Origin of the sequence: Micromonospora sp. NPDC005553 (assembly GCF_042871765.1) — a bacterium.
Taxonomy (GTDB): domain Bacteria; phylum Actinomycetota; class Actinomycetes; order Mycobacteriales; family Micromonosporaceae; genus Micromonospora.
In genome coordinates this window covers 221,322-236,258 of sequence record NZ_JBIAJD010000005.1, presented here as the reverse complement: position 1 = coordinate 236,258, position 14,937 = coordinate 221,322, and the positions used below count along the sequence as shown (strand labels likewise).

The following is a 14,937-nucleotide window of genomic DNA, read 5'->3' as shown; positions in this document are numbered from 1 at the left end:
GCCCGACACGTGAACCCGGTTGTGTCCCCCGTACCGCCGGAGCCCAAACCCGTTTCCGCGGTCATCTCCCGAGGAGTGTTCACCCCGGAGCGCTCCGCACGATCGAAAGGGCAACCATCGTGAAGGTCGACTTCACTCGATGGCTCCCCGCCATCGCTAAGGACTCGTACCGCAAGACCGCGCTGAGCGTGGCGGGTGTGGCTGCTCTCGGTGGTCTGGCCCTCGCGCCGACCGCGGTCGCCGCACCGGTCACCTCCGGACCGCACCAGGGTGCCGTCGCCGCCATCGACCGCGCCACCGGAAAGGCCGCCACCACGGCCCGCCAGGACGACCAGCCCGTCGAGTCGGGCCTCACCACCGGCTCCGCGACCGGCAAGCCGCCGGCCGGCAAGCCGAGCCGAGCCCAACTGATCCCGCACGGCATCGAGGGCGCACAGTCGCGCGTACCGCTCGACGACGCGCAGTTGGCCAACGCCCGGGCCATCGTCGACGCCGCCAAGAAGACCGGCGTCGGTGACCGGGGCGCGGTGATCGGCGTCGCCACCTCGTTGCAGGAGTCGAAGCTGTACAACCTCGGCCACCTCGGCGCGTACAACGACCACGATTCGCAGGGCCTGTTCCAGCAGCGTCCGTCGTCCGGTTGGGGCACGCCCGACCAGATCACCGACCCGGAGTACGCCGCCACGGCGTTCTTCACCGCACTCAAGAACGTCGGCGGCTGGCAGGACCTGCCGCTGACCGCCGCCGCGCAGACCGTGCAGGTCTCCGCCTTCCCCTACGCGTACGCGCAGTGGGAGGAGCAGGCGGCGGACATCGTCCAGCAGATGTGGTGACACCCGCACACGAGGCCGGCCGGCTCCCTTCGACGGGAGCCGGCCGGTTCTGTGTGTCCGCTCAGCAGGCCGGGTAGAGGCGGCGGGTGCCGACCCCGGCCGCGTACGCGTCCCGGTCGCTGAACCGGCAGCCGTAGTCGGGTCGGGCCACCACCGCCGGGTCGGTCACGGTGTCGCCGGCCGGGCGCTTGCCGGTGCGTACCCAGGAGACCAGGTCGTCCCAGGCGGTGCCGGCCTCCGCCGGGGTGAACTCACAGTGCTGCGTCGCCCGGATAGCCCGTTGAACCACCAGCCTGCTGCGACCGTTGCGCGCCACGTCGGTGGCGTACGCCTGCTCCATGCTGAACGGTACGAACAGGTCACCGAGACCGTGCAGGCTGAGTACCGGCGCGGTCGGGCGGCCGGCGATGCGCGGCACCTCGGTCAGCGTCGGCAGCAGCCGCTGCCGCAGGTTCTCCGGGGCGACCCGCTGCACCGTCGCGTTGACGTTCACCGGGCTGTTCGGGGTGTAGCGGGTGAGCAGGTTGGTGGACAGCTGGCCGGGCCGCTGGGCGGGGGAGTTGCCGCTCCCGGTGGGCACGCTGATCGAGAAGAGGAAGTCCTTCCAGACCGCGAACGCCGCGTCGGCGCCAGGACGCGGCCCGCCGGAACGGTTCACCGTGATCGCCCGCAGCTGCTTGCCCCGGTCCGTTGTGGTGTCCGGCCCGGTGGGGGTCAGCCCGGCCAGACCGAGCGCCACCTGGATGCGGGGCACCGCGTTGGTCAGATAGTCGGCCGGCGTGGGATACGCCGGCACCCCGGAAAGTGTCTGCGCGACCAGGTTGTAGTCCAGGTAGAAGTCGAGCAGCGTCTGATCACCGAGCACACCGCACATCGGCAACGCGCCGTCGTAGAAGCCGGGGTACTGCTCCAGTGAACGACCGATGACGTACCCACCCATCGACACCCCGGCGACGTAGGTGTGCTGCGGTCGGCGGACCGTCCGCCCGAAGTGGTCGGCGAGATCCTTCGTCCCCAGCACCCCGGAGCGGATGTCGAAGCCGTTCCGGTCGTACGAGGACGACGCCCACGCGTACCCCTGCTCCAGCAGGCGCTGGCGCAGCCCGAAGGCTGGCGGTTCCGGCGAGAGCACAGTGCCCTGGCCGCGGTAGCCGTGCGCCCACAACACCAGGTCGCCGTTCCACCGGGCGGGGACCTCGATGATGTACCCGGCGTGGCGGTGCACGCCCTGGCGTACCGTCGTCGGCCGGCCGCCCACCACCAGCGGCGCCAACGCCGGATTCTCGATGGTGTAGCCGGGCAGTGGCTCGCCGCCCCTCGCGTCGCGACCGGTGGCGCTGGCCGGCGCCGCACCGGCCAACCCGAATGCGAGGGTCAGCGTCGCGGCGGCGGCGAGCAGACGGCGGAGGTGACGAACGGGTGTGGACAGCATCGATGCTCCCCATCGGGCGGTTGTCGCCCGGGGGCGACCAGCGGGACGGTTGCCTACCGGTCGGTAGCGTCCTGAACCTAGAACCGCCGTCGACCAGTGTCAATGGGTTCGCTGATCCGCCGGTCAACACGACGATCCAGCCCTACCCGGTCGTTCAGGCCGGTGGGCCGATCGGGTTGACTGGTCGCCGTGGACGAGTCGATCTGGGAGGCGGCCAGAGCGTCACGCGGCTGGCTTGACGCGGCGAACGGCACCGGGCAGACCGAACTGACCTGCCGCATCCTCAAGCTCACCGAGGAGGCGGGGGAGGCTTCGGCTGCCTGGATCGGGTTGCTCGGGCAGAATCCGCGCAAGGGTGTCACCCACACCCGCGAGGACGTCGCGGCGGAGTTGGCTGACGTCGCCTTCACCGCGCTGGTGGCCATCGAAAGCCTCGGGCTGGACGCGCAGACGGCTCTGGACGCCTGCGCCACAAAGGTGCGCTCCCGCCTGACGGGGCAGTAAACCGCCCTGACGTCCGGGATGCCCCGACTTCCGTGAGCCCGAGTGGATCACGTGGTTGACCGGTGCTCCGACGCCGCAGGCCCGGTGCCGTGTGGGCGTTGTGTCCGTTTCTGGGTTGTGGCCGGGTGCACTCCCGGGCCGGAATCATGGCCGGGCCGGGGCCGTTACACACTCTGACGATCGCAGCACCACCGACCCGCCGCCCGGCCCCTGCGGGCTGGTCACGCAGGTCGGAATGACAGCCTCCACCCGGTCGTTACACATGGACCCGGCGCCACGAGCCCCCGCTCGGCAGGTCGCCGACTCCGACGCCCGATCAGGTGGCGTCACCCCCTCAGACTTTCCCCTTTGTTTGTGCAGCGCCGGACGAGGTGCTCACACCCGTAACTGCCGTTCCCCTTTGGCGGTGCGGGTGTCCTACCCCCGAAGGAGCTACCCCCATGAACACGATCATGCGTAAGAGCGTCCTGTCCGTTGCTGGTCTCGCGTTCGCCGGTGGTGTCTTCGCCGGCCCCATCGCGCACGTGGCCAACCCCGTCGACGCCAAGCCCGTCGCGGTTGCGGTGCAGGCCGACAAGCCCGACACCAGCAAGTTGATCCCGCACGGCACCCAGGGCGACCAGTCCCGGATCAGCCTCAACGACGAGCAGACCGCCAACGTGAAGGCGATCATCGCCGCCACGAAGAAGGCCGGTCTGCCGGAGCGGGCCGCGGTCATCTCGATCGCGACGAGCCTGCAGGAGTCCAAGCTGGAGAACCTGGGCCACCTGGGCGACGCCAACGACCACGACTCGCTGGGCCTGTTCCAGCAGCGCCCGACCAGTGGTTGGGGTACGCCGGAGCAGATCACCGATCCTGAGTACTCGACGACGGCGTTCCTGAAGGGTCTGAAGCAGGTTGATGGGTGGCAGGACATGGCGCTGACCGAGGCGGCGCAGACCGTGCAGGTGTCGGCTTACCCGGACGCCTACGCCCAGTGGGAGCAGCAGGCCGCCGACCTGGTCGGCCAGTACTGGAACAGCTGACCCGCGTCGCGGCACACAGCACGACAGCATCGGCCGCTGGCCGGCACCCGCAACCGGGGTGCCGGCCAGCGGCCTTTCTGCTGCCGCCAGGCGGACGACGACCTGTACCGGATCAGTGCCCCGGCCGGCTCGGGTGTGGCGGGCCGACCGGCGGTGCGGGGGGAGACCGTGCGGCTCGACCTCGTGGAGTCCGGTACGCGCGGGCCACGGGCGGTGCGGGTGTTGCTCAACGAGCGGGTCGCCTGGCGTGTCCACCTCGTTGGCGGGGTGAGCAGTCAGGTGTTGGACCTGACCCGGGCCCGTCTGCTGGGCGTGGAAATCGCCGGAGGCTCCAGCCGTACCGAGATTCTCCTGCCGCCGATCACCGCCGGCGGTCCCGGTAACCCGACCGGCCCGCGTTCCGACCAGCCCGCCAGCATCCTGACCGTACGGCTCACCGGTGGGACCAGCCAGCTCGACGTCCGGATCCCGGGGGAGACTCCGGTACGGTTCGGGCGGGAGCCGGAGCCGGCTCGGTGGTGGTACGCGACGACCGCTGGGACGGGGTGGCCGCGGGCTCGGTGCTGGGTACGCCGGGTTGGGACCGGTCGCCGGAGCGCCTGTACCTGGACCTGGTCGCCGGTGCCAACAGCGTGCTGGTCTCCTCCAGCAACCGGTGAACCAAGGCCCGGGCCAGCGCACGCCGGGCCAGCCAACCACGGGCTGGTGAACCGCGCTCGCCCTGGCTGGAAGCGCCGCGGTCGCGAGCCGGCGTGCGCGTACAGTCGGGCGGTGGAGCGTACTGAATCAATGCTGGCGCAGACCCGACCGCCTGGCGTGGCCGACGTCGATCCCGGCAGTGTGTTGTTGCCCGGCCACGACGTGCCGTTGGGCCGGTACACCACTGTGCGGCGGCTGCTTCCGCAGCGCGCGCGCCGGATGGTCGGCGCGTGGTGTTTCGTGGATCATTTCGGCCCGGACGATGTGGCGCAGCGGCCCGGTATGGAGGTGCCGCCGCACCCGCACACCGGGCTGCAGACGGTGACCTGGCTGCTCGACGGCGAGATTCTGCACCGGGACAGCCTCGGCAACGTGCAGCCGATCGTGCCCGGCCAACTGAATGTGATGACCTCCGGGAACGGTATCGCCCACTCCGAGCGCTCGCCGGCCACCCATCCGCCGGTGATGCACGGTGTGCAGCTCTGGGTGGCTCTGCCGGATCCGGCGCGGGCCGGAGCGGCCGACTTCGCGCACCACGCCGACCTGCCGCGCTGGCGGGACGGCGATCTGGACGGCACGGTGCTGGTCGGCGAGTTCGCCGGGGAGCGGTCACCGGCGGTGGTGCACACCCCGTTGGTGGGGGTGCAGCTGGAGTTGAGCGGTGAGGCGCCGGCGACGATGGCGTTGCGGCCCGATTTCGAGTACGCCGTGCTGGCGATGTCCGGGTCCGCGGAGGCGGCCGGGGTCGGGTTCGAGCCGGGGGCGCTGCTGTATCTGGGCTCGGGCCGCCGGGAGCTGACGGTGCGGGGCGGGGCCGGGGCCCGGTTGCTGCTGCTGGGCGGTACGCCGTTCGAGGAGCCGTTGGTGATGTGGTGGAACTTCGTGGGTCGGTCCCACGAGGAGATCGCCGCCGCCCGGGAAGACTGGATGGCCGGTGACGGGCGCTTCGGTGTGGTCGCCGACGACTCGGCGCCGCCGCTGCCGGCGCCCGCCCTGCCCACGACCCGCCTGAAGGCCCGCGACCGCACGGGTGGCCTGCACGGCTGACGCCCCCGCATCTCGTCGATCTTGCAGTTTCGGTCCCCGGAATGCGGAATCTGCGGGCTTTTGTCGCGACAGAAACTGCAAGATCGCCGGGCCGGGCCGGGCCGGGCGCGCCGTAGGTGACCGGTCGGCCGTGACGTGCCCTGGCCCACACTTCCCCAAATTCTGACCAAACGGAGGATGTTCTGCCGTATGGTTGGACCCGGCAGTGCTGGCCGCTCGGTTCGAGCGAGCCTCCACCGCCTGGTGACCGCGACCGGTTCGGATGCGGTTCACCGCCTGGGCAGGCTTGCGTGGCGCCCTGGGTCGCGGTTCGTGACCAGGGGCGCCCGCCTGTCCCGGGCTCTTCGGTCGGCCCCGCCCCGTGTCGCGCTCCCGGGGGACTGAGCGGCCCGGAGCGTCACCAGCCGTCATCCCGCCAGACCCGCCAGCAGGTTCACCGTCACGGCGATGATGAACGCGCCGAACAGGTACGACACCATCGAGTGGCGCAGCACCGTACGACGCATCTCGTTGCTGGTCAGGTTGGTGTCGGAGATCTGGAACGTCGTCCCGACGGTGAACGCGACGTACGCGAAGTCGGAGTAGCACGGCGGCTCGGGCTGGTTGAAGTTCACCCCGCCGTCCGGGCCGGTGTAGTAGATCCGGGCGTACCGGGCGGCGAACACGGTGTGGACCACGAACCAGGAGAGCACCACGCTGAGCACGCCCAGGCCGCTGTGCAGCTCCCGGGTCGGCCCGGGGGGCGCGCTCTGCGCGCTGGCCACGACCAACCCGACGGCCAGCAGGCTGGCCAGGCAGGCGACGAGCAACAGGGCGTCCCGGATCGCCCGGTTCGGGTCCTCGTGGACGGCCAGCTGGGCGGTCCGCAGGGCGTCCATCGGCCAGATTTTGTGCCAGACCAGCACGAGCCAGCTCAGCGCGCCCACGTCCCAGCCGGCCAGCGCGGCGAGCGGCAGGGGAAGCAGCAGCGCGAAGACGCAGCCGGCGACGACGCCGGCCACCGCCACGACGGCGAGCTGCTTCGCAGCCGGGAAACGCACGTCCGCTGGCCGGTCGGGACCGGTCTGGGTCATTCGGGACGCTCCCGGGTCGGGGTGCTGGGCGTCACCGCCGGGTCAGATGCCGCGCAGGTGCTGCGAGACCCGGTTGTGCTTCTTGTCCCGGGCCTGCTCGGCCCGCTGGGCGGGGCCGACCTCGGGCGCGGCCTCGATCCCGGCCGACCGGGCCACCTCGGTCCCGTTGGCGTAGTCGACCGGCGGCAGGGCGCGCAGCGCCTTCAGCACGTCCGGCGGGGCACCCTCCCGCTCGGCCTCGCGGACCACGTCGTTCTTCTCGGCCGGGTAGTCCAGGCTCGACAGGTACTGCAGGACGTCGGCGTAGCTCGCCATGGCGTGGGCTCCCTCGGGCATCGATGTGGTGACGACCGGCGGCGGTTACCCGCCCGCCGGCCGGTCACGCCCGCCCGGCGCAGGAAACCCGGTGCCGTTTCTCCTCGGCCGCCGCGGGTACCCGCAGGCGCCGACGCGAGCCAAGGGAGTACGCGATGAACTACGACACCTTCATCGACCAGGTTTCCCAGCGCACCACGACGTCGTCCGAGCGGGCGGTCGAGCTGACCCGGGCCGTGTTGGAGACGTTCGCTGAGCGGTTGACCGGCGGTGAGAATCTGGACCTGGCCGCTCAGCTGCCGCAGCCGTTGCAACTGGTGCTCAAGCCGAGCCCTAGTACCGAGCAGGCTGACCGGTTCGGTGCGGCCGAGTTCGTCGCCCGGGTCGCTCTGCGCGCCGGGGTGGACGAGCCGGCCGCCCGGGACGCCAGTCGGGCGGTCTTCACCACACTGCGGGAGGCGATCACCGGCGGTGAGTTCGACGACGTGGCGACGCAACTCCCGCGTGACTATCGGGGCCTGGTCGAGCAGGCGATGGCCCCGGGGGCGACGCTTCGCCGCGGTTGACAGTGCTCGTACCGGGCGTACACAGCGGTTTACCAGGGCAACCATCGATGTCCCGCTTGGCGTCGCGATTCCACCTGGCCTAACCTTGTCGTGCGAGGGGAGTACTTCCCACGAACCATTCCGGTCAGTACGGCGCGCCCGGCGCGCCTCGGGTGGTTGCCCACCAGGTGGTGGGTGAAGGAGACCTCGAACATGACGGTGTTCGAGGAGACCCAACATGGATCATGTGTCGTATCTGTCCGCCGCCAGTGACCTGTCGTCGGTGGGCACTCCCACGCTGTGGGCGGTCACCATCATCGGGGTCCTCCTGCTGTTGGTGCTGGACTTCCTGGTCACCCGCCGCCCGCACGAGGTGTCCATGCGGGAGGCCATCGGCTGGTCGGCGTTCTACATAGCGCTGCCGCTGGCGTTCGGCGCCTGGATCTGGGCCCGCTTCGGCTCCCAGCAGGGCGTCGAATACCTGACCGGTTACCTGGTGGAGAAGTCGCTCTCGGTCGACAACCTCTTCGTCTTCATGTTGCTGCTGGCGGCGTTCGCGGTGCCGGCGGTGCTCGCCCAGCGGGTGCTGCTCTACGGCATCGCCGGTGCGCTGGTGCTGCGGGCCGTCTTCATCGCCCTCGGCGCGGCAGCGTTGCAGACCCTCGACTTCGCCTTCCTGCTCTTCGCGATCATCCTGATCGCCACCGCGGTGAAGCTGCTGCGCGATGCCCTGTCCGGGCATCAGCAGGAGGTCGACATCAACAAGATGCGTTCGGTGAAGCTGCTGCGCAAGGTCATGCCGGTGGTCAACGACTACCACGGCACCAAGATGACCGTCCGGCAGGGCGCGAAGCGCGCACTCACGCCGTTCGCCCTTGTGGTGGTCGCGGTCCTGGCCACCGACATCGTCTTCGCTGTCGACTCGGTGCCGGCCGTCTACGGCATCACCGAGGACCCGTACCTGGTGTTCGCCACCAACGCGTTCGCCCTGCTCGGCCTGCGGGCGCTCTACTTCGTCCTGCACGCGGCGCTGAGCCGGCTGGTCCACCTCAGCTACGGCCTGGCCATCATCCTGGCGTTCATCGGCCTCAAGCTGGGTCTGCACTGGGCGCACGGCATCTGGGACAGCGTGCCGCAGATCCCCACCCTGGCCTCGCTCGGCGTGATCATCGGTGTGCTGGTGGTGGTCACGGTGACCAGCCTGCGCGCCACCCGGGGCGGCGACCTGCCCGAGGACCGCACTGTCGTCGCGGAGCGGCACTGACCGCGCCGCGCCGGCTCACGACGGGGTACGCGGGAAAGCTCCCGCCCCCACCGGCGCGGGTGGTACGACTGTGCAATGGGAATCGTGTCACCGGGCTTTCAGGGTCGGCCCCGAACTCAGGAGCCGGCCCTGCCGCCCGGTCAGTATCTGACCGAGGACTTTCCGGTGCTCTCGGCCGGTCCGACGCCCCGGGTGTCACTGGACACCTGGGAGTTCGTCATCTCCGCCGAGAACGGCAGCGACCACCGGTGGTCGTGGCAGGAGTTGATGGCCCTGCCGCAGGAGACGCCGACTGTCGACATCCACTGCGTCACCCGCTGGTCCAAGCTCGGCACCAACTGGAAGGGTGTCTCACTGGACACGCTGCTCGCCGACGTGGACACGGGGGCGCACTTCGCGCTGGCGCACTCCTACGGCGGGTACACCACCAACCTGCCGCTCGACGACCTGCGCGGCGGTCAGGCCTGGGTGGTGCACACCTTCGACGGCGCCCCGCTGCCCGCTGAGCACGGCGGGCCGGCGCGACTGCTGGTGCCGCACCTGTACTTCTGGAAGTCCGCCAAGTGGGTGCGCGGCCTCCGACTCAAGACGATGGACGAGCCAGGGTTCTGGGAGACCGCCGGGTACCACGACTACGGCGACCCGTGGCGCGAACAGCGGTACCAGGGTGACTGAGCGCGCGGTGGCGACGAGCACCCAGCGTCGGACCCCCAACCGTTGGCAGGTGGGCCGGCTGGTGGAGCGCCGGGTGGAGACACCGTCCGCGCAGACCCTGGTGCTGGAGGTGCCGGACTGGCCGGGGCACCTGCCGGGGCAGCACGTCGACCTGCGACTCACCGCTCCGGACGGTTACCAGGCGGCACGGTCGTATTCGATCGCCGGGCCGGCCGTGGACGGGCCGGGAGGACCGCGCATCGAGGTGACAGTGCAGCGGGTGCACGACGGCGAGGTGTCGCCGTACCTCATTGATGTCTTTGGGGAGGGTGACCCGATCGAGGTCCGCGGACCACTCGGCGGCTGGTTCATCTGGCGACCCGAGGAGACCGCGCCGGTGCAACTGGTCGCCGGCGGCTCCGGCGTCGTGCCGCTGATGGCGATGATCCGGGCACGGCGGGCGGTCGGCAGCAAGGCACCGTTCCGGCTGATCTACTCGGTGCGCACCCCGGGCGACGTGATCTACGCCGGCGAGCTGCGCCGCCGGGTCCGCGACGACTTCGGCCTCGACGTCGCGTACGTCTACACCCGGGAGGCGCCCGAGGGTTGGCGCGGCGAGCCGCACCGGATCGGGCTGGCCGACGTCAACACGCACGGGTGGCCACCGGACCTGGAACCACTCACCTACGTCTGTGGCCCGACCGCGTTCGTGGAGACCGTGGCCGACCTGCTGGTGGGGCTGGGTCACCCGTCGCGTCGGGTCAAGACCGAACGGTTCGGCCCCACCGGCTGACCACCGCTCACTCACGCAGTGTCGAGGAGATTCGATGACCGAGATGTCGTACCTGGACGGCAACATGCTCGACGGCCCGATGCGTGAGCTGTTCACCGTCGACCTGAGCAGCGCGATGGGCCGCTGTGAGAACTGCGGGACGACCGGTTCGATGGCCAGCCTGCACGTCTACTCGAACGCCCCGGGCCTCGTCGCCCGCTGCCCCTCCTGCGAGGAGGTGATGGTGCGCCTGGTGCGCGGGCCGGACCGGGCCTGGCTGGACATGCGTGGCACCACCTTCCTCCAGGTGCCGATGCCGATGGAGCAGACGTTCCCCGGCCCGCTCTGACGAAACGCTCGCCCGGCTGAGGCAGGATGGCCGGATGAGCGCCGGACGATGGCGTGAGGCTGATGGTCAGCGAGAACAGGTCGTCCTCGTCGACCAGCACCGAGCCGTCACAGTGCGGGCAGCCGTCGAGCACCGCGCGGCGCGGATACCTGGCGAACGCCTCCCGTACGCCGGCCAGGGCCGTCGTCAGCTCGTTCTCCACCGGCCGATTCTCTCATCGACGACTCACTGGGCGGTGCCCGCGAGCAGCCACCGCCGGACGGGAATCTCCAGCAGTACCCGCTCGCCGTCCGGGCCGACCTGCCGGCCGACGGCCCAGCCGTCGTACTTGCCCGCGAACGCCTCGACGACCGTGCCCGGGAATCCACTTCGGTGCAGGTGGGCGGCGCCCTCCGCCACCACCGGAGCGTTGCCGCTTTCCAGAGCCAGGGACACCCGTGGGTCGGCCAGGACATTGCGGGCCTTGACGCTGCGGCTCCCGCAACCGACCCAGAACGTCGCGGAGAGGTAGACGAACCAGACGGGCGTGAGGTGCGGGGACCCGTCGCGTCGGACCGTGCACAGCCAGATGTTCAGCTCCCGTGACAGTCGTTCCTCGACGTCGGCTGAAGGGGGCGAGGGGGTTCGGTTCATCGGGCAAGTGGATCACGAGCCTGCCTGTGCCGGCGGTGGCCGTCGAATACTCGGATGCGGCTGGCCCGGCTCGTCCCTAGGCTTTGCGCCCCAAGGACCGTATGGCATCCGGTCGGATCGGAGATGACCCGCGCGATGACGGCTCACCTGTTCGCGATCACCTATGACGCAGCCCAGCCCGTACGCCTCGGTCGGTTCTGGTCCGGGCTTCTTGGTCGGGACATGGTGGAGGATCCGCGCGACGGCGTCCTGGTCCTGCCGGGGGCCGACCCCGAGCTCCGGCTGCGCTTCGTGCCGTCTGACCAGCCGAAGGTCGTCCAGAACCGGATGCACTTCGATCTGACCAGCAGTTCGCTGGAGGACCAGCGGCAGACGGTGGCCCGGGCGTTGGAGCTGGGCGCGCGGCACGCCGACATCGGGCAGGGCCCGGAGATCGATCATGTGGTGCTCGCCGATCCCGAGGGCAACGAGTTCGACGTGATCGGGCCGGGCAACAACTTCCTCGACGGCTGCGGCTTCGTTGGTGCGCTGGCCTGCGACGGTTCGCAGAAGGTCGGCTACTTCTGGAGTGCCGCGCTGGGCTGGCCGCTCGTCTGGGACCAGGACGAGGAGACGGCGATCCAGTCGCCGCACGGTGGCACGAAGATCTCCTGGGGTGGTCCGCCGTACATGCCGAACGGGGGCAGGGACCGGGTGCGTTTCGACCTCGCGCCGGGTGTTGGCGTCGACTGGCAGGTCGAGGTCGACCGTCTGCTGTCGCTCGGGGCCACCCGGGTCGACGCCGACCAGGATGGGACAGGCCGGCTGGTGCTGGCTGACCCCGATGGTCAGGAGTTCAGCCTGCGGACGTCCCGTTAGCCCGTAAACGCCCCGGTCACGCGGCAGCCGGTTGGACAACAGCGGCGCCGGTCGGTCAGAGTGGTCCGCCGTGAGATACCTGCGTACCGGTGGTGCCGCCGCGATCCGGCGACCCCGGCCCACCGACTCGGACGAGTTCGTCGCCGCCGTGCTGCGCAGTCGGGACCTGCACCATCCCTGGTTGGCCGCGCCGGCCAGCCCGGAGGAGTACGAGCTCTATCTGCGCCGGATCCGTCGCCGCGACAGCGCCGGCTACCTGATCTGTGACCGGGCCAGCGGCGAGATCGCCGGCTACGTGAACATCAGCGGGATCGTTCTCGGCGCGCTGCGCGGTGGCTACCTGGGGTACGCGGCGTTCCTGCCGTACAGCGGGACCGGTCACGCCTCGGCGGGCGTCGCCCTGGTGATCGACCACGCGTTCACCTCGGCCGGGTTGCACCGGCTGGAGGCGAACATCCAACCGGGCAACGAGCCGTCGCGGCGGGTGGCCCGCAAGCTGGGTTTCCGGTTGGAGGGTTTCTCGCCGGACTACCTGTTCATCGACGGCGCCTGGCGCGACCACGAGCGTTGGGCGATCACCGCACCAACCCCCACCTGAGTGGTCGGCCCGGCCGTGCCGGACCGACGAGTCAGGGGGTCAGCATCGGGCCTTTCACCCGGACCGGGTGATGACGATCCGTACCCTTCTTCCTACGGTGGGTTTCATGGCTGCCGTTCGCGCGACCCCTACCAACCCCATGCCCGGTCTGTCCGTCGCGGACGCGGACAGCGCCGACCAGCGCGCCATCCCGCCCGAGTTGGGCCCCGACTCGCTCGCGGTACTCAGCGGACCGACGTTCCTGTACTCCAACGCGTGCGGAGACGTACCGACGGGCAGCATCGGTGGGCTCGTCCACCTGGACACCCGCCTGATCAGCGGCTGGAGCCTGACCGTCAACGGTAGTGCGCTGCTGGTGCTGCGCGCCAAGACCATCGAACACTATTCGGCGCAGTACGTGCTCACCAACCCGGAACTGCCCGGGCTGCCGCCGAACACCCTGGGCCTGCGGCGCCTGCGCTACGTCGGCGACGGGCTTCACGAACGCGTGGAACTAGTCTCCTACCGACTGGAGCCGGTCCGGTGGAGCTGCGGCTGGCCGTCGCCGCCGACTTCGCCGACCTGTTCGAGGTCAAGTCGAGGGTCCGGGACCGCTCCGCCGAGATCAGCCGGAACCACGCCGCCGACGGGTCCGAGCTGTGCTTCTCCTACCAGCGCGGTGACTTCTCCGCGCAGACCCGGGTGTGCTGCGCGAAGCCCGCTGACCGCATCGAGGGTGATGACCTGGTCTGGGAGCTGGAGCTGGGCCCTCGCGAGGAGTGGCACGTCGACCTGGACGTGCCACTGCCGTCCGGTATGGGGGTGGTCGAGCCGGTCCGGGGCGACATCGCCGACGTCATCCACGGTCGGGCCGACGACCCGCTGCGCCGGTGGGTTGAGGACCGGGCGGAGCTGCGCAGTGACAACGCGGCGTTGGAGCGCACCGTGCGGCAGTCCCGCAACGACCTGGCGGCACTGCGGCTCGACCTGGAGGTCAAGGGCCAGCGGATCATGCTGCCCGGTGCCGGCCTGCCCTGGTTTCTCGCCGTCTTCGGCCGGGACACCCTGATCACCGCGTATCAGACGCTGGTCGCCGGACCCGCGCTGGCGAAGGGGGCCTTGCTCGCCCTGGCCCGGCTACAGGGTGAGACGTGCGACGACTTTACCGACGAAGAGCCCGGAAAGATCCTGCACGAGGTGCGCAGCGGCGAGTTGACCCGCAGTGGCGAGAAGCCGTTCGGGCCGTACTACGGCAGCGCCGATGCCACCCAACTCTGGCTGATCCTGCTCTCTGAGTACTGGCGCTGGACCGGCGACGACGAAACTGTCCGGCACCTGCGGGACAACGCGATGGCCGCGTTGCGCTGGATCGACGAGTACGGCGACCGGGACGGCGACGGCTACGTCGAGTACGCGACCCGCTCGCCCGAAGGGCTGGGCAACCAGTGCTGGCGGGACTCCCCGGACGGGGTGTGCTTCGCCGACGGCCGAATCCCCGTGCTCCCGCTGGCCACCAGCGACCTCCAGGGCTACACCTACGACGCCAAGCTGCGGCTGGCTGAGTTGTTCGACGGGCCGTTGGACGACCCCGCGTCGGCGCACCGGCTGCGCGAGCAGGCCAACACCCTGTACGAGAGGTTCAACCAGGACTTCTGGATCGAGGAACGGGGCGGCTACTACGCGGTCGCCCTGGACGGCGACAAGAACCGCGTCGACTCCAAGACCTCGAACATGGGTCACCTGCTGTGGAGCGGAATCGTGCCACCGGAGCGGGCCGACGCGGTGGTGCGACAACTCATGTCACCAGACATGTTCTCCGGTTGGGGCATCCGCACCCTGTCCCGGGAGGAACGGCCCTACAACGCCCTCGGCTATCACCTCGGCACGGTCTGGCCGCACGACAACTCGATCGCCGCGCTCGGCCTGGCCCGGTACGGCTACCGGGCCGAGTCGAACCGGATCAGTCTGGCGATGATCGAGGCCGCCGAGCAGTTCGGTTACCGGTTGCCGGAGGCGCTCAGCGGTTTCGACCGGGAGCGGCTGCTGTTCGCCGTGCCGTACCCGACCGCGTGCAGCCCGCAGGCGTGGGCGGCCGGCACGCCGCTGGCCCTGATCCGCGCCATGCTCGGCATCAATCCGGTCGAGGGCCGGCTGGTCCTCGATCCGGACGTCCCGGAGGAACTGGGCCGGATCGTCGCCGAGCGGGTCCGGGCGTTCGGCCAACAGTGGGAGGTCGAGGCGATCGGTCGCAGCGGCCACGTCCGGCTCCAGCCGAGCTGAGCACGGCTGGCGAGGGAGGCCAGCCGAGCGCGGCTGGCACGCCAGACGTTTGTCGCGGGCTTCGACGGGAAACGGCC

17 protein-coding genes and 1 pseudogene are annotated in these 14,937 nt (G+C 70.4%); 14 read left to right on the top strand and 4 right to left on the bottom strand.

The window, feature by feature from the left end:
• Positions 1-119 precede the first annotated feature (119 nt).
• Entirely contained in the window at positions 120-833 is a 714-nt protein-coding gene (locus tag ACFYPG_RS21890; protein WP_355009051.1) for a hypothetical protein, read from the top strand.
• 61 nt (positions 834-894) lie between these two features.
• Here the strand turns inward: ACFYPG_RS21890 and ACFYPG_RS21885 are convergent, their stop codons facing one another.
• On the bottom strand, positions 895-2,265 hold the full coding sequence (locus ACFYPG_RS21885) for an alpha/beta hydrolase family protein (RefSeq protein ID WP_387353685.1): 1,371 nt from the start codon (positions 2,263-2,265) through the stop codon (positions 895-897).
• A 189-nt stretch (positions 2,266-2,454) separates the two neighbouring features.
• Here ACFYPG_RS21885 and ACFYPG_RS21880 point away from each other — a divergent pair, with 189 nt between their 5' ends.
• The 4 genes from ACFYPG_RS21880 to ACFYPG_RS21865 all read left to right on the top strand — a co-directional run bounded on the left by ACFYPG_RS21880 (position 2,455) and on the right by ACFYPG_RS21865 (position 5,540).
• On the top strand, positions 2,455-2,769 hold the full coding sequence (locus tag ACFYPG_RS21880; protein WP_355009049.1) for a MazG-like family protein: 315 nt from the start codon (positions 2,455-2,457) through the stop codon (positions 2,767-2,769).
• Positions 2,770-3,209: 440 nt separating this feature from the next.
• Complete coding sequence (locus ACFYPG_RS21875) at positions 3,210-3,794, top strand: hypothetical protein (RefSeq protein WP_387353684.1); 585 nt, start codon at positions 3,210-3,212, stop codon at positions 3,792-3,794.
• A 515-nt stretch (positions 3,795-4,309) separates the two neighbouring features.
• Complete coding sequence (locus tag ACFYPG_RS21870; protein WP_355009047.1) at positions 4,310-4,453, top strand: hypothetical protein; 144 nt, start codon at positions 4,310-4,312, stop codon at positions 4,451-4,453.
• Positions 4,454-4,565: 112 nt separating this feature from the next.
• Complete coding sequence (locus ACFYPG_RS21865) at positions 4,566-5,540, top strand: pirin family protein (RefSeq protein WP_355009046.1); 975 nt, start codon at positions 4,566-4,568, stop codon at positions 5,538-5,540.
• A gap of 407 nt (positions 5,541-5,947) precedes the next feature.
• Here ACFYPG_RS21865 and ACFYPG_RS21860 read toward each other — a convergent pair whose 3' ends face one another.
• Both ACFYPG_RS21860 and ACFYPG_RS21855 read right to left on the bottom strand, forming a co-directional pair.
• Positions 5,948-6,613, bottom strand: a complete 666-nt coding sequence (locus ACFYPG_RS21860) for a DUF1345 domain-containing protein (RefSeq protein WP_355009045.1) — start codon at positions 6,611-6,613, stop codon at positions 5,948-5,950.
• Positions 6,614-6,655: 42 nt separating this feature from the next.
• A complete protein-coding gene (locus tag ACFYPG_RS21855; protein ID WP_184186396.1) occupies positions 6,656-6,928 on the bottom strand; it encodes a DUF2795 domain-containing protein in 273 nt (90 codons plus the stop codon).
• Between the two features lie 155 nt (positions 6,929-7,083).
• Between ACFYPG_RS21855 and ACFYPG_RS21850 the strand changes: the two genes are divergently transcribed.
• From ACFYPG_RS21850 to ACFYPG_RS21830, 5 genes are all read left to right on the top strand, one after another.
• Positions 7,084-7,494 carry a DUF2267 domain-containing protein gene (locus tag ACFYPG_RS21850; protein WP_355009044.1) on the top strand — a complete coding sequence of 137 codons (411 nt, stop codon included), beginning with the start codon at positions 7,084-7,086 and terminating at the stop codon, positions 7,492-7,494.
• Positions 7,495-7,711: 217 nt separating this feature from the next.
• A complete protein-coding gene (locus ACFYPG_RS21845) occupies positions 7,712-8,737 on the top strand; it encodes a TerC/Alx family metal homeostasis membrane protein (RefSeq protein WP_387353683.1) in 1,026 nt (341 codons plus the stop codon).
• Positions 8,738-8,812: 75 nt separating this feature from the next.
• Positions 8,813-9,412 carry a sulfite oxidase-like oxidoreductase gene (locus tag ACFYPG_RS21840; RefSeq protein ID WP_357206186.1) on the top strand — a complete coding sequence of 200 codons (600 nt, stop codon included), beginning with the start codon at positions 8,813-8,815 and terminating at the stop codon, positions 9,410-9,412.
• Between the two features lie 7 nt (positions 9,413-9,419).
• Positions 9,420-10,184 carry a ferredoxin reductase gene (locus tag ACFYPG_RS21835; protein ID WP_387353937.1) on the top strand — a complete coding sequence of 255 codons (765 nt, stop codon included), beginning with the start codon at positions 9,420-9,422 and terminating at the stop codon, positions 10,182-10,184.
• A 34-nt stretch (positions 10,185-10,218) separates the two neighbouring features.
• Positions 10,219-10,512 carry a DUF6510 family protein gene (locus ACFYPG_RS21830; RefSeq protein WP_355009041.1) on the top strand — a complete coding sequence of 98 codons (294 nt, stop codon included), beginning with the start codon at positions 10,219-10,221 and terminating at the stop codon, positions 10,510-10,512.
• A gap of 225 nt (positions 10,513-10,737) precedes the next feature.
• Here the strand turns inward: ACFYPG_RS21830 and ACFYPG_RS21825 are convergent, their stop codons facing one another.
• Entirely contained in the window at positions 10,738-11,145 is a 408-nt protein-coding gene (locus ACFYPG_RS21825; RefSeq protein WP_355009038.1) for a pyridoxamine 5'-phosphate oxidase family protein, read from the bottom strand.
• A gap of 123 nt (positions 11,146-11,268) precedes the next feature.
• On the opposite strand from ACFYPG_RS21825, the gene ACFYPG_RS21820 reads away from it, so the two are divergent.
• The 4 genes and pseudogenes from ACFYPG_RS21820 to ACFYPG_RS21805 all read left to right on the top strand — a co-directional run bounded on the left by ACFYPG_RS21820 (position 11,269) and on the right by ACFYPG_RS21805 (position 14,860).
• A complete protein-coding gene (locus ACFYPG_RS21820) occupies positions 11,269-12,003 on the top strand; it encodes a VOC family protein (protein WP_387353682.1) in 735 nt (244 codons plus the stop codon).
• 70 nt (positions 12,004-12,073) lie between these two features.
• The gene (locus ACFYPG_RS21815) at positions 12,074-12,601 is read left to right on the top strand and encodes a GNAT family protein (RefSeq protein ID WP_355009037.1); all 528 of its coding nucleotides are present in this window, start codon (positions 12,074-12,076) and stop codon (positions 12,599-12,601) included.
• Between the two features lie 70 nt (positions 12,602-12,671).
• A pseudogene (locus ACFYPG_RS21810) lies at positions 12,672-13,315 on the top strand (glycogen debranching N-terminal domain-containing protein); the annotation flags it as partial.
• A gap of 81 nt (positions 13,316-13,396) precedes the next feature.
• Entirely contained in the window at positions 13,397-14,860 is a 1,464-nt protein-coding gene (locus tag ACFYPG_RS21805) for an amylo-alpha-1,6-glucosidase (protein WP_387353936.1), read from the top strand.
• The last annotated feature ends 77 nt before the right edge of the window (positions 14,861-14,937 follow it).